This window comes from Streptomyces sp. NBRC 110028 (genome assembly GCF_001417735.1).
In the GTDB taxonomy this organism is placed as follows: domain Bacteria; phylum Actinomycetota; class Actinomycetes; order Streptomycetales; family Streptomycetaceae; genus Streptomyces.
This window is the reverse complement of the sequence record NZ_BBUZ01000022.1, coordinates 466007-477910: the sequence shown is the minus strand read 5'-3', so window position 1 is coordinate 477910 and position 11904 is coordinate 466007. Positions and strand designations below refer to the sequence as shown.

The 11904-nt window shown below is 69.2% G+C and carries 14 protein-coding genes, 1 tRNA gene and 1 pseudogene; 6 read left to right on the top strand and 10 right to left on the bottom strand.

The genetic code is table 11. The features are described 5' to 3' along the window. Window positions 1-132: 132 nt before the first annotated feature. The gene (locus ASC60_RS02265; protein ID WP_055546116.1) at window positions 133-1026 is read left to right on the top strand and encodes a bifunctional DNA primase/polymerase; all 894 of its coding nucleotides are present in this window, start codon (window positions 133-135) and stop codon (window positions 1024-1026) included. Window positions 1027-1112: 86 nt separating this feature from the next. On the opposite strand, the gene ASC60_RS02260 is transcribed toward ASC60_RS02265, so the two are convergent. Further along, entirely contained in the window at window positions 1113-1682 is a 570-nt protein-coding gene (locus ASC60_RS02260) for a TetR family transcriptional regulator (RefSeq protein WP_055546114.1), read from the bottom strand. A 127-nt stretch (window positions 1683-1809) separates the two neighbouring features. On the opposite strand from ASC60_RS02260, the gene ASC60_RS02255 reads away from it, so the two are divergent. Both ASC60_RS02255 and ASC60_RS02250 read left to right on the top strand, forming a co-directional pair. Continuing rightward, window positions 1810-2715 (top strand): SDR family oxidoreductase, encoded by a 906-nt coding sequence (locus ASC60_RS02255; protein WP_055547130.1) that lies wholly within the window; start codon window positions 1810-1812, stop codon window positions 2713-2715. Between the two features lie 481 nt (window positions 2716-3196). Further along, a complete protein-coding gene (locus ASC60_RS02250; protein WP_055546112.1) occupies window positions 3197-3583 on the top strand; it encodes an MFS transporter in 387 nt (128 codons plus the stop codon). Here the strand turns inward: ASC60_RS02250 and ASC60_RS43930 are convergent. Further along, window positions 3478-3972 carry a LysE family translocator gene (locus ASC60_RS43930; RefSeq protein WP_370592880.1) on the bottom strand — a complete coding sequence of 165 codons (495 nt, stop codon included), beginning with the start codon at window positions 3970-3972 and terminating at the stop codon, window positions 3478-3480. The two genes, ASC60_RS02250 and ASC60_RS43930, sit on opposite strands and share 106 nt — an antisense overlap. 272 nt (window positions 3973-4244) lie before the next feature. Here ASC60_RS43930 and ASC60_RS02245 point away from each other — a divergent pair, with 272 nt between their 5' ends. Then, window positions 4245-4862: an RNA polymerase sigma factor gene (locus ASC60_RS02245; RefSeq protein WP_055546110.1), complete on the top strand. Its 618-nt coding sequence runs from the start codon at window positions 4245-4247 to the stop codon at window positions 4860-4862. Beyond that, window positions 4855-5829 (top strand): CU044_5270 family protein, encoded by a 975-nt coding sequence (locus tag ASC60_RS02240; protein ID WP_055546108.1) that lies wholly within the window; start codon window positions 4855-4857, stop codon window positions 5827-5829. Before ASC60_RS02245 ends, ASC60_RS02240 begins: the two co-directional genes overlap by 8 nt. Before the next feature lie 198 nt (window positions 5830-6027). Here ASC60_RS02240 and ASC60_RS41450 read toward each other — a convergent pair. The 5 genes and pseudogenes from ASC60_RS41450 to ASC60_RS02220 form a co-directional block, all read right to left on the bottom strand. After that, window positions 6028-6124 (bottom strand) — tRNA-Ser (locus ASC60_RS41450). A 3-nt stretch (window positions 6125-6127) separates the two neighbouring features. Then, window positions 6128-7306 carry a site-specific integrase gene (locus tag ASC60_RS02235; protein ID WP_055546107.1) on the bottom strand — a complete coding sequence of 393 codons (1179 nt, stop codon included), beginning with the start codon at window positions 7304-7306 and terminating at the stop codon, window positions 6128-6130. Next, complete coding sequence (locus tag ASC60_RS02230) at window positions 7306-7521, bottom strand: excisionase family DNA-binding protein (RefSeq protein ID WP_055546105.1); 216 nt, start codon at window positions 7519-7521, stop codon at window positions 7306-7308. Before ASC60_RS02230 ends, ASC60_RS02235 begins: the two co-directional genes overlap by 1 nt. After that, a pseudogene (repSA, locus tag ASC60_RS02225) lies at window positions 7518-8914 on the bottom strand (replication initiator protein RepSA). The gene ASC60_RS02230 and the pseudogene repSA overlap by 4 nt, the downstream one beginning before the upstream one ends. A gap of 26 nt (window positions 8915-8940) precedes the next feature. Then, window positions 8941-9216, bottom strand: a complete 276-nt coding sequence (locus ASC60_RS02220; protein ID WP_055546103.1) for a hypothetical protein — start codon at window positions 9214-9216, stop codon at window positions 8941-8943. 242 nt (window positions 9217-9458) lie between these two features. Here ASC60_RS02220 and ASC60_RS02215 point away from each other — a divergent pair, with 242 nt between their 5' ends. Then, window positions 9459-10193 (top strand): GntR family transcriptional regulator, encoded by a 735-nt coding sequence (locus tag ASC60_RS02215; RefSeq protein WP_055546101.1) that lies wholly within the window; start codon window positions 9459-9461, stop codon window positions 10191-10193. A 511-nt stretch (window positions 10194-10704) separates the two neighbouring features. On the opposite strand, the gene ASC60_RS02210 is transcribed toward ASC60_RS02215, so the two are convergent. From ASC60_RS02210 to ASC60_RS02205, 3 genes are all read right to left on the bottom strand, one after another. Continuing rightward, entirely contained in the window at window positions 10705-11073 is a 369-nt protein-coding gene (locus ASC60_RS02210; RefSeq protein WP_055546100.1) for a hypothetical protein, read from the bottom strand. Further along, window positions 11051-11485 carry a hypothetical protein gene (locus ASC60_RS41445; RefSeq protein ID WP_159043190.1) on the bottom strand — a complete coding sequence of 145 codons (435 nt, stop codon included), beginning with the start codon at window positions 11483-11485 and terminating at the stop codon, window positions 11051-11053. Before ASC60_RS41445 ends, ASC60_RS02210 begins: the two co-directional genes overlap by 23 nt. 62 nt (window positions 11486-11547) lie before the next feature. After that, a complete protein-coding gene (locus ASC60_RS02205) occupies window positions 11548-11817 on the bottom strand; it encodes a hypothetical protein (protein WP_055546097.1) in 270 nt (89 codons plus the stop codon). Window positions 11818-11904 lie beyond the last annotated feature (87 nt).

The following is an 11904-nucleotide window of genomic DNA, read 5'->3' as shown; positions in this document are numbered from 1 at the left end:
CAGATGAAGCACACCGAACGACGTATTACCACGCAAGCTTGATGAACTCCGTTCAAACCTTCGACGCACCCCTGCGCCCCGAACTGCCCCGACGCGCCGGCCCCCTTCCCCTTATCGGATGCTTGTCCGAAAATGGGGGGCATGGCGAACACTCCACTCGCCCATGCCCTCGCGGCCGCGGCCCATGGCTTCCGCGTGATTCCGCTGACCCGCGCGAAGCTGCCCGCCGTACGCTCCCCTCACCACCACGACCCCGTACCCCTTCCCTGCCGCGGCGCCTGCGGGCGGCTCGGGCACGGCGTCCACGACGCGTCCGCCGACCCGGAGGCGATCCGGGCGCTGTTCGCCGCCGCTCCCTGGGCCACCGGCTACGGCATCGCCTGCGGTTGCGCCCCGCACCACCTCATCGGCGTCGACCTCGACCTCAAGCACGAAGCGCGTATCGACGGCGCCGCCGCACTCGAACGGCTGGCCCGCCGGTACGCCTTCACCGTCCCCCGCACCGTCACAGTGCTCACTCCCCGCGGCGGGCGCCACCTGTGGCTGTGCGGACCGCCAGGGCTCACCGTCCCCAACTCCGCCGGCCGGATCGCCCCCGGCATCGACATCCGCGGCACGGGCGGCTATCTCGTCGGCCCCGGCTCGGCCACCTCACGCGGCCGCTACCGCCTGGCCCCCGGCTCCCCCGCCTGGCGCCCCGCCCCCGCCCCATCCGCGCTCCTCGGCCTGCTGCACCCTCCGGTCCGTACGCCGCCGGGCCGAACGACGCCCCGCCCGGCCACCGGCGGCGCGTCCGGGCGGGACGCCGCCCTCGTACGGTTCGTCCGCGAATCCCAGGAGGGGCGGCGCAACGACCGGCTGTTCTGGGCCGCCTGCCGGGCGTACGAGACGGGCGCGGGGGACGCGCTGGCCCCGGCCCTCATCGGGGCCGCCCTCCACACCGGCCTGACCCGGCGCGAGGCCGAGGCCACGGTCGCCTCCGCGGCCCGCGGCACCGCCCGCCATCCGCTGCCGCCGGCCGCCTGACCACCGCACGACCCGACCACCGCACGACCCGACCGCCGTACGACTTGGCCGCGGCAGGGCATGGCCGTATGGCAGGGTCCGTACGACTACCCCGCGGTCGCGGCCTTGAGGTCGTCAAGGCACTCCTGGATGACGTCGGCCAGAGTCCGCCCGGGAGCGCCGCTTTCGCCCATCCAGCGCTCGAACGCCACCTTGAAGACCGCGACCCCGGCCTCGCCGACCAGGCTCGCCGTCGGTTCCGCGACACCACGTCGGCGTAGCGCGTCAGCCATCGCGGAAGCGAGCGAGGCGAGCTTCAGCAGCTCGCGCTCCTTGAGCCCGGGGTTCGCGTCGATCACGGTCCGGCGCTGCCGCGCGTGTTCGCGACGGTCCTGCAAACGGGCGGAGACGGCGTGCAGCGCCTCGGCCATCGCGTCGCGGGGAGCCGCGGTTCCGGGCGCACCGGTGATGGCGTTCACGCAGGCATCGAGCAGCTCGGTCTGACCGGAGAACAGCACTTCGCGCTTGTCGGCGAAATGGCGGAAGAACGTCCGTTCCGTGAGGCCCGCCCGGTTGGTGATCTCCGCGACCGTCGTCTGCTCGAATCCCCGCTCGACATAGAGCTCCAACGCCGCCCGTTCGAGCCGCTCACGCGCGCCCGGCTCCCATCGCCCCATGACCGTGATCCTACGCGATGACAGAGGCTGACATCGCAGTGCTACGCTACCGATGACAGTGACTGACATCGCCTGTCCGAACGCACCTTGAGTGCGCGAGGACGGCCACCACCTGGAGATCCCACTGATGCGTTTATTCGTCACCGGCGCGTCCGGCTTCATCGGCTCCGCCGTCGTTCCCGAACTCCTCCGCGCGGGCCACCAGGTCCTCGGCCTCGCCCGCTCGAACTCCTCGGCCGAGGCCATCGCCGCCGCCGGCGCCGAGGTGCACCGCGGCACCCTCGACGACCCCGACAGCCTGCACGCGGGCGCTTCCGCGGCCGACGGCGTCGTGCACCTGGCGTTCATCCACGACTTCTCGGACTACGAGGGCGCCATCAAGACCGATCTGCGCGCCATCGAGACCTTCGGCGCCGCGCTCGAGGGCACCGACCGTCCGCTCGTCATCGCCTCCGGCCTGCTCGGAAGCACCCCGGGACGGGTGGCAACCGAGCGGGACCGGCCCGCCCCCGGCACGACCGCGCCTCCCCGGGAGGCCGCCGCGCAGACGACACTGGGCCTCGCCGAACGCGGCGTCCGTTCGTCCGTCGTGCGTCTCGCGGCGTCGGTCCACGACGAGGGTGACCACGGCTTCGTCCCGAGGCTGATCGACATCGCCCGTGAGAAGGGCGTGTCCGGCTACGTGGGCGACGGCGCCAACCTCTGGCCGGCGGTCCACCGCCTCGATGCCGCGCGGCTGTTCCGGCTGGCCGTGGAGAAGGCACCGGCCGGATCAGTGCTGCACGGCACCGCCGAAAAAGGCGTGTCGCTCCGCACCATCGCGGAGGTGATCGGCCGTCACCTCGGCCTGCCGGTGGTCTCCGTCCCCGCCGAGCAGGCGGAGGGGCACTTCGGCTGGCTGGCCCGCTTCCTCGCCGTCAGCGCCCCGGCCTCCAACGCCCTGACCCGCGAGCTGCTGGACTGGCACCCGACCGGCCCGGGCCTCATCGAGGACCTCGACCGCGGCCACTACTTCGGCACGCCGGCTGCCTGAACCCGACGCTCCGCCACAGCGCCGGGTGGGTGGGGCTCCGGAGCTCCGGAGCCCCACCCACCCCCATGTTCATACGGGACGGACACAGCGTTGCCGTCCTGTTCCGGTTCTACGCAAAAGTGATCCTGGCGCAATCGGCAACGCTCGAACGAGCAGATCCATAGAGCGCTGAACGAGGCCGACGAAAAACCTGATCAGATACACGCCGACGCTATGCCGCAGCCACGGAACGAGGCCCTGTTGGCCGGAGACCTTACGCGCATTCGGTGGAAGACCCGAATGACCGCTGGCGCATATCGGCTGCCGTTGGGAAAGATCGGCCAAGCACACGACCTGGGTGCCCCGGCCTGCTCCCTCACCCGTGAGCGGGCCGCCTTGCCACGGGAACCATGGTGTTGGCAGACGGCCGAGGAGCCGGCCGACGGAGGCGGATGTGAGCGACGAAGAATTACCCGCGACGCAAAGCGCACCAGCTGAGGATTTGCTCCGGAATACGGCCAAGGCCGACTGGACACACACCTTCGCGGGCGTGGCCACGGCCCTGTTCTGTACGTTCACCTCGTTCGGACTGGTCATTCCCGTCATTCCCCGGCTGGTCACCGAGGAACTGCACGGATCCGCGTTCCAGGTCGGGACGGCCTTCACCGTCTCGGGCGTGGTCGCCCTGCTGGTGCGTCCGTACGCGGGACAGCTGGCCCAACGCAGGGGCAGCAGGCCGGTGATGCTGCTCGGTGCCGCCGTCATCATCGTCGTCGCCGGGCTCTACGCCCTGCCGCTGGGACTGCCGGGGCTCTTCGCGGCGCGACTGGTGATGGGCGTGGGGGAAGCGCTGCTCTTCACCGCGGCTCCGTCTGGACCGTGTCCCTGACGCCGACGGAACGCCGCGGACAGATCGTCGGGCTCTACGGGCTGGCCATGTGGACCGGCCTGGCCGTCGGACCGGTGCTGGGGGAGGTGGTCTTCCGAAGCGGTTCGTTCGGCGCGGTCTGGGTCACGGCCGCGGTGCTGCCCGCTGTGTCCGTCGGCGTGCTGTCGTTCCTGCCCAACAGCGCGCACCTGGGGACCGCCGTGTCCGCCCGTCTGCTGCCGCCCTCCTCCGGCTTGCCCGAACAGCACCGACAGGCCCGCAGCCGCAGCCAGCAGATAGCACACGAATCCCACGGCGGTCCCACTGAGGCTGACCAGGCCCGCCCTGCGGCCTTGGGTGATCGCCCGGGAGGCGAGGTGGATCATGTTCGGTCCCGGAGTGAGGGCCATGCCCAGCTCGACCAGTGCCACTCCTCCGACTGCGGCCAGAGTGATCACCGGTCAACTTCCTGGTCCTTCGTCGGATACCCGGTACCCGGAGTGAATGAAAAGGCAGCGCCTGCCTCGCCTACCGCAGGATACGGCCTGGCCACCAGCGGGACCGCGAGTGGTCGTTCCCGACGGCCGGGTTGAGGTGCCGAGGGAACTCGCCGGGGGCGAGGGGCGAAAGAGAGAGGAAAGCCCAAGCCTTCAAAGCGTTCCCCAGAACGAGAGGAGCCCCGATGACCGTCGAGCCAGGCGTCCGCACGGGGGCGGAAAGCGATGCCTCGGTCATTGCGCGGTCCCGGGATGAGCCCGAGGCATTTGCCGTGCTCTTCGACCGGCACGCGGATGCGGTACACCGTTATCTCGCCCGTAGGCTCGGCACCGAGTCGGCCGACGACCTCATGGCGGAGACCTTCACCACTGCTTTCCAGCAGCGGCACCGGTACAACCCCGCGCGGGCCACGGGCAACGACGCCCGGCCCTGGCTGTTCGGCATAGCGACCAACCTGGTCGGCCGGCAGCGGCGGGCCGAGGCCCGCCGCTTCAAGGCCCTGGCCCGCGTCCCGGCTCCCGCCGACCACGAGGAACCGCTGGCCGACCGGGCCGCGGCCCGCGTAGGGGCACAGGCCGTACGCCGCGAGCTGGCGGCGGCGCTGGCCGGACTGCCCGCGCGGCACCGGGACGTACTGCTGCTGGTGGCGTGGGGCGGTCTCGGCTACGAGGAGGTGGCCCAGGCCCTCGGTGTCCCCATCGGCACGGTCAGATCACGGCTGCACCGGGCTCGCAGCAAGCTACGCGAAGCGTTGGGCGGATCCGATCCGACGACACTGCGAGAGGCATCCGACCATGACTGACGAACTCGAACTCCTGCGGGACTGGAACGCGGACGCGGCCCCGCTCTCCGAACCGGCCCGAGCGCAGGCCCGCCACCGGCTGCTCGACACGATCACGCGTACGGAGCGGCACCCCGACCCCGCACCCAGCCGCCGCCACGCGCTGCGCCTCGCGACAGCCGCGGTGGTCACCATGGCGGTCACGGGCACGGCAGTACTGATCGCCACGGACGGCGCCGACGAGGACGGCCGCACCGACCGCGCCGGCACGAACGCCCCGCACATGCGCAACGCCGCCGCCGTGACGGTGCTGAACGGGGCGGCAGCGCTGGCGAGCAAGCACGAGAAGCCCGTGACGCCGCGCGACGACCAGTTCATCTACTGGAAGCGGATCATCAAGGAGACGGAGCGGAAGACCGGCGCGGTCAAGACCTATGTGGACGTGAACTGGGACTCGGTGGACGGCTCCAAGCGATCTTTGACCATGGAGCTCGGCCGGGTGATCTGGGAGAAGCCCCTGGGGAAGAACGAGGGCGTGTGGCCGCCTCGGGAGTGGAGCAAGCTGGAGAAGCTGCCCACCGACCCGAAGAAGCTCATCTCGCGCATCATCGGCGTCGGCACGTCCGACAAGTCGATCGACGACTTCACCGGGTGGGACTGGTACGACGCCTACTTCATGCTCGGCGAGCTCCTGAAGTGGCCGGTGCTGCCCGAGGGACTGCGCCCCGCCGCGTACAAGGCACTGGCCCTGGTGCCCGGGGTCAAGGCGACCCCGGGCATGAAGGACTCCGCCGGTCGCACCGGGGTGGGCATCTCTTACCCCAAGCGCGCGTCCGAGAAGGGCAAATACCTCATCTTCGACCCGAAGTCCTATGCATTCCTGGGCTTCCGCGACGAGCGGACCTCGCGTTCCGGGAAGAAGACGTACATCCAGCTGTCACACGTGGCGGACTGGGCGATCGTCGACCGCTTGAAGCAGCGCCCCTAGCCGCTCTTAGTACTCCAGCAGCTGCATCGGGCTGATGGCTGGTCAGGGGGCGGTCTCGTGGAGACCGCCCCTCGAACGTGGGACAACGCCGCCGTCAGTGGCAGCGGCCGGGCCCCGTACGAGATTCCGATCAATCGGTAGTGGGCAGGAGCCCCATGACGACGGCCCCCGACCGTTTACCTGGTCAGGGGCCGTTAATGGTGCGGAGGCTGTGGGATTTGAACCCACGGTGACATCGCTGCCACGACGGTTTTCAAGACCTCTCGGCGGCACGGCGGCCAGGCCGCTCCTCCGCAGGTCAGACGGGTACCAGCGCCCCGCCTGACCCGTCGTCATCGTCATCGTGCCCGCTACGTGCCCCAGGCGCGTGATCGTGCCCGCTGAGCCAGGAGTCGGCCGCTTCGGCCACCTGGTCGTCGCGACCGGCGACCGGCCGGGCGTAGTGCCGGGTGGTGACGCTCGCGTTCGAGTGGCCGAGCCGGTGGGCGGCCGTCATCACGCCGTACCGGTCGGCGACCCAAGTGCCGTGCGAGGCCCGGAGGTCATGCGGAGTCACGTCGGTCAGCCCGGCCGCCGACACAGCGGGGTCGAAGCACGCCTTGCGCCACTGGTTGTAGCGAAGCGGCTTGCCGCCGGGCGTGGTGAACAGGAGCGCGTCATCCCCACCGGGCAGAGTCTCCAGGTGCCGGCCGAGCCGCTGCGCCAGGGAGGGGCCGACGCGAAGGAGCCGCTTCTGGTGCGACTTCGGGGTGTCGAAGACCAAGGTGCCGTTCGCTTCGGCAAGGTTTTCGTCAACCATGACGAAGCCGCGTGACACGTCGATGTCCGCGCGCCGGAGGGCGAACGCCTCGCCGACTCGCAGGCCCGCGTACGCGAGAAGCGCGATCAGCAGGTCATGAGGCGCGGCAGCGTTCCGCACGATCCGGGAGGCTTCGAGCAGGGTGAGGATGTGCGGTTCGGTCTGCGGCATCCTGGGCAGCTTCACGCCCCGGCATGGCGTCTGCGGGATCATGTCGTTGTCGACGGCAGCCCGCATGATCTGGGAGAGGACCCGGTATGCCTGCCGGATGCGTGAAGCGCTGAGTCCCTTGGATTTCATGCTCCCAACCCACTCCGCCACCGTGATCGGCCGGAGGCCGGACAGCTCACGGTCCCCGAGCGCCGGGACGATCAGGGAGTTGATCAGGGACCGGTAGGAGGCTTGGGTCTTGTGCTTGAGCTGCGGGGAGACAGCGGCGAGCCACCGGGCCGCCCAGTCCCGTACGGTGGTCTGCCCTTCAGCCGGGTCGAGCCAGCGCCCCTCTTCGATCTCTATGCGCTTCCTGGCTAGCCACCGGTCAGCATCGGTCGAGGTCGCGAACGTACGGTCCGCAGGCCGCAGCACACCGTCAGGCCCCGGATAGCGCGCTTGGAAGCGTCCGGACGGGAGCTTGCGGACACGGCCGAACGCCCGGCGCGTCTTGCGCTTGCCAGCCATCAGGCAGCCGTCCCGAGGCCGTTGGGCCGCAGGGTAATCGGCTGCACCGTGTGTTCGGACACGTACGCCTCCAGGGCCCACTCAGGGATCCGGACGTGTCGGCCGACCTTGACGAAGGTGATGCGCCGCTCTTCGACGAGGCGGCGCGGAAACCGGACGCCGGTGCCGAGTCGTTCGGCGACCTGCTGCACGGTGAGCAGTCGATCCACGGTCAGTACCTCCCCTCCGTCTCCAGCGCGGGCATGTCCGCCACGGCTTCACGTGCGGTTTCTCGGTTCAGTCGGATCTCCTTTGCGATCGTTGCGGCGAGCCAGGATTCGCCGGGGGTGTGGCCGTGTGCCCGGCGTAGGTCCAGTGGGCGAGCACGAGCGTTGAGCCGTCCGCGTCGGCGGGGTCCTCGGGCAGGCCCTTCTCCCGGCGTTCCTGGCGTGCGCGGTAGTCGGCGCGGACCTGGCGTCGCTCAGCGAAGGTGGAGGAGTAGCGGCGGGACTTGGTGAGGAAATGGCCACGGAAGCCGAGCATGTGAGCCCAGGCCCAGAGCTTGCGGTCGGGGTAGTGCTGGTCAAGGGCATGACACGCTTGGATCAGGCGCCGGGTGTGGCCGGGCAGGCCGGGCCGCTTGTCGAGTTCCGACAGCTCCCCGATCCGGCGGTCCACCGTGCCAGTGGACTCGGCGGCCTTGGTGGCGTACTTGGCCACGTAGGCGGCTACGGCCTGCTCGGTGAGTTCCTGGCCGTCGGTGCCGATCGCTCGTACGTCCACCTGAGAGCCCCAGCGCAGGACGCGCGCAGGGAAGTCTCCGGCGGCCGGGACCAGGACGCGGACGCGGGTGGCGGCCGAGCGGATCGCGTCGCCGAGGAGGGCCGTGCTCGCCCACGCGGGCGGGGTGTCGCCGGGACCGGCCGGACCGTCCAGGCGCACGATGGCATGGAAGTGGATCGCCCCGCGCTTCTGGAACTCGGCGACCTTGCCGAAGGAGATCCGGCAGACCTCCCGCAGCGTGCTCTGAGTGATCCCGGCCCGGGCTGCGATCTCCCGGCGCAGGTAGATCGTGAAGCGGCGCCAGAGGTCACCGGCGTGGTTGTTCCACAGGACGGCCCCGGCGTAGTCGTACGTGTCCGGATCCAGCGCCGTACCGAGTTCGGGCGCGTCGTCGGCGTGGACGGCGCCGCAGCGGCAGCGGCCGATGTCGGGGCGGTTGTGGACCGGGCCGAACGAGGGCGCGGTGAGGGTGGCGAACACGCCCGGGTGGACGCGTACGCCGTCGGGGACACCCATGCGCGGGTCTCCGGTGAGCCCGGCGCGTATCAGGTGGTACGCGTCCCCCGCGTACGTCCAGGCGCACGAGGGACAGCGGGAGGCCCGCCGGTTGCCGCAGGCCAGCCGCAGGCGTCCGCCCGGCTCCTCGGCAGTGGAGTACGCGTACAGAACCTCCCCGGTCCGTGCGTCACGGGTGACGGACGTGCCGGACAGGTGGATCGGGTCCGAGCAGCCACCCGTACGGCGTATCTGATCGCGCCAGCGGTCGAAGCCGGGTGCCGAGGCGACCCGCAGCAGGTCGGCCAGGGTCACCGGGTCAGTGCCTACGGCGGCCGCAGCACCGGCCACCAACTCAGGGGCTACGGGGAAGGCCGTCACTCGCCCACCCCCGGAACCTCGATGATCTCGACCTCCAGGACCTTCGCACCGCCGCAGTCGGGGCAGTAGAGCTGGAATCCGGTGGTGTCGTAGCCGCTGCCCGCGCAGGCGGGGCACTCCAGCCACTCGGTGGTGCCGTAGGCCGTCCGGCAGGCGGCCGGGTCCTGGCAGCGCGCCTTGCCGCACACCGGGCAGGTGCGGACGGAACGTCGGACGATCTTCGGCGCCGGGACCCCGGTCGGGCGTTCGGGGTGGGTCAGCGAGACAGGCATGATGGAAGCTCCCTTGAAAGAGGGGTAGGGGGCGGCGCATCTGCTTGGCGGTAGGGGCGCCGCCCTTCTTCAGGGAGTCTTTACCTCCCTAGGGAGATTTATTCCAGACCTCCCTAGGGATGTCAACGAGACCTGCGGGAACCCGTGAGCGGGGTGAGTGATCGGGTATGCGTTCGTGCGACCGGCAGGGGGTGGCGGGTAGGCTGACCACCCTAGGGAGCCTCGAGGAGTGGAGAGAGACAATGCCCGAGACTGCGCGGCAGATCGCCGACGATCTCCGGGCGCGGATCGAATCCGGTGACCTACAGCCGGGCGATCGGCTGCCCGGTGAGCCCTCCCTGGTGAAGACGTACGGCGTCGCCAAGATGACCGCCAACCAGGCGCTGAAGATCCTCGTGACCGAAGGACTCGCGTACGCCCGCCCCGGCTCCGGCACCTACGTCAGGGAGTTCCGGCCGATCCGGCGAGTGGCGAATGACCGCCTGTCCAAGTCCCGCTGGGCATCGGGTCACTCCATCTGGGCCGCCGACGTCGACCGGCGCCCACTGGCCACCGATGTCCAGGTCTACGAGGCCGAAGCCCCACACCAGATCGGACGTCTGCTGGGCCTCGAACCAGGCGCCCCTGTCCTCGTACGCAGCCGGAAGTACGCCGTCGAGGACCGCCCGGTACAGATCGCGACTTCCTACCTCCCGGCCGACCTGGTACGAGGAACCGCGATCACCGAGCCCAACCCGGGCCCCGGAGGCATCTACGCCCGCCTGGCTGAGCTGGGAGCGGAACCGGTCAACTTCGCCGAGGAGTTGCGGGCCCGGATGCCGAGCGAGGAGGAGCGCGCCGCCCTGAACCTGGCCGCCGGCACCCCGGTCCTGGAGATCTGCCGCACCGCCTTCACCGAGGACGAGCGCCCCGTGGAGGTCAACCAGATGCTTCTGGACGCCGGTTCATACGTCCTGGAATACCGCCTCAGCAGCTGAGCTGTTACGGATTTCTCTACCTCATCAAGGCGGCTCGCTCCGCTCACCGCGCGCGGCCCGGCCCCCGGCCGGGCCTGCGCTCCTGTCTCCGCCCCGCTCCAGCCCGGCCGCCGCCCGTGCCGCGCACACAGCGATCAGCCACTTGACCTCAGAGATTGATGCCTCCGGCGGGGGCGCTCAGACTCCGGGATGGACGGGGCACCGTCGGCGAGTGCCGGTCAGTGGTGGCGTGCGCGGGGAGCTCCCATCCCGTCTGCCGTCGACCCAGGCAGAGCCGAGCAGACGCGGCCCCTGGCGTCCAGGTCGTTCGTACAGTGGCGCGCTCCACCTGGACGCCAGGGACCACGCCCGCTCCACATGCGTGTGGGTCGACGGCAGACGGGATGGGAGCTGGGGTAGGTGATGGGTGAAGGCGAGCGGCCATCGAGTCCGTTCTCGAATAGCTCGAACCTGAGTCGAATGATAAACCCGGTAGCTGCGAAGCAGTTGCCTAGATGGTTATAGCCGAGAGTCACAGCCATAGAATCAAAGCGACGATCACTACGAGCACAAGGAAGGGACTGGCTACTGCCTTGCGAAGCTCCCGTTCGCCTTTACCGGGAAACATGGGATCATCGCCCTCGTCTGTGAACTGAGTCAACGAGCCCGCCTTGCCCGTGAGGATGTCACTCGCATCCCGGACCAGCGCTGCGGCCGCCTTCACATCGCCCGATTCCTTCAGCATCACATCTACTTTGGCCAGCATCTCGGGCGAAGAGACCGCCAGGCGCCGTACATTTTGCTTTGTCTCTTCGTCAATTCCCTCATTGTTAATGATCGTCTGGAAGACGCTACCATTATTGGTCTGAATAAACTGGTCAATCGCTTGAATCCCGGCCATGGCCCCTCCCGCCACATTTCGTGTTGCTCACCAGTGATGGCGCATGATCCACGCTTAGGCGAAAGGATGATACGCATTCACCTTCGCTCTTGGACTGGCCGAGCGGGCCAGCAAGAATGAGCGCGATCAAGACGGCGGCGACAGCCGATACGGTGGCCACGCCGACCCGCGCAAACGGATTGAGAGCCTGTCCGATCGTCTTGACCAAGGTGGGCCACTTGTGCGTGACCCATAAGGCGAAGGCCACACCGATGACGGCGAAGACGAAGACTCGATCTCGCACAAATGCCCCGACGTACTCGTCAGAAGACAGCTGCACGAGGCGCCCCATGAGCCATTCGAGAGCTGGCAACACGTACGGGAAGTAGTCATTGATCAGTCCGACACCGACCAAGGCTGCCAGGATGGCCAAGACAGCGCCAGACACGTAATAAGCGATCCCAAGCCACCCCCCGCTGTTGGTGGTAGGAAGCTTCACCGCTTGCCATCGCGGTAGTTGGTCTGCGACACGGTGCCATTGTTCGTTTCGATGAACTGCCCGTTGACGGTGACGCCGCCCGACCTTGTGTTCTGAGGGGGAGTGGGAGCGTTGGCGGTGACGCCGTCCGGCTGTGCGTTGCCGGTGGGAGGCAGAGGGTCCGGGACGTGGTTGCCGGTAGAGCGTGAGCGCGTCCACCGAGCGGTGATCACGGCGCCGCCGAGTAAGAACACTCCGCCGATCAAGGCGGTGACTATCTCGATCATGGAGCCCCCTGAGTGTCCGTGAGAAGTCAACAAAATCCTACCCAACAGGAGCAGTTGCGGACCGGGCATCCGACAACGCGGGCAGAC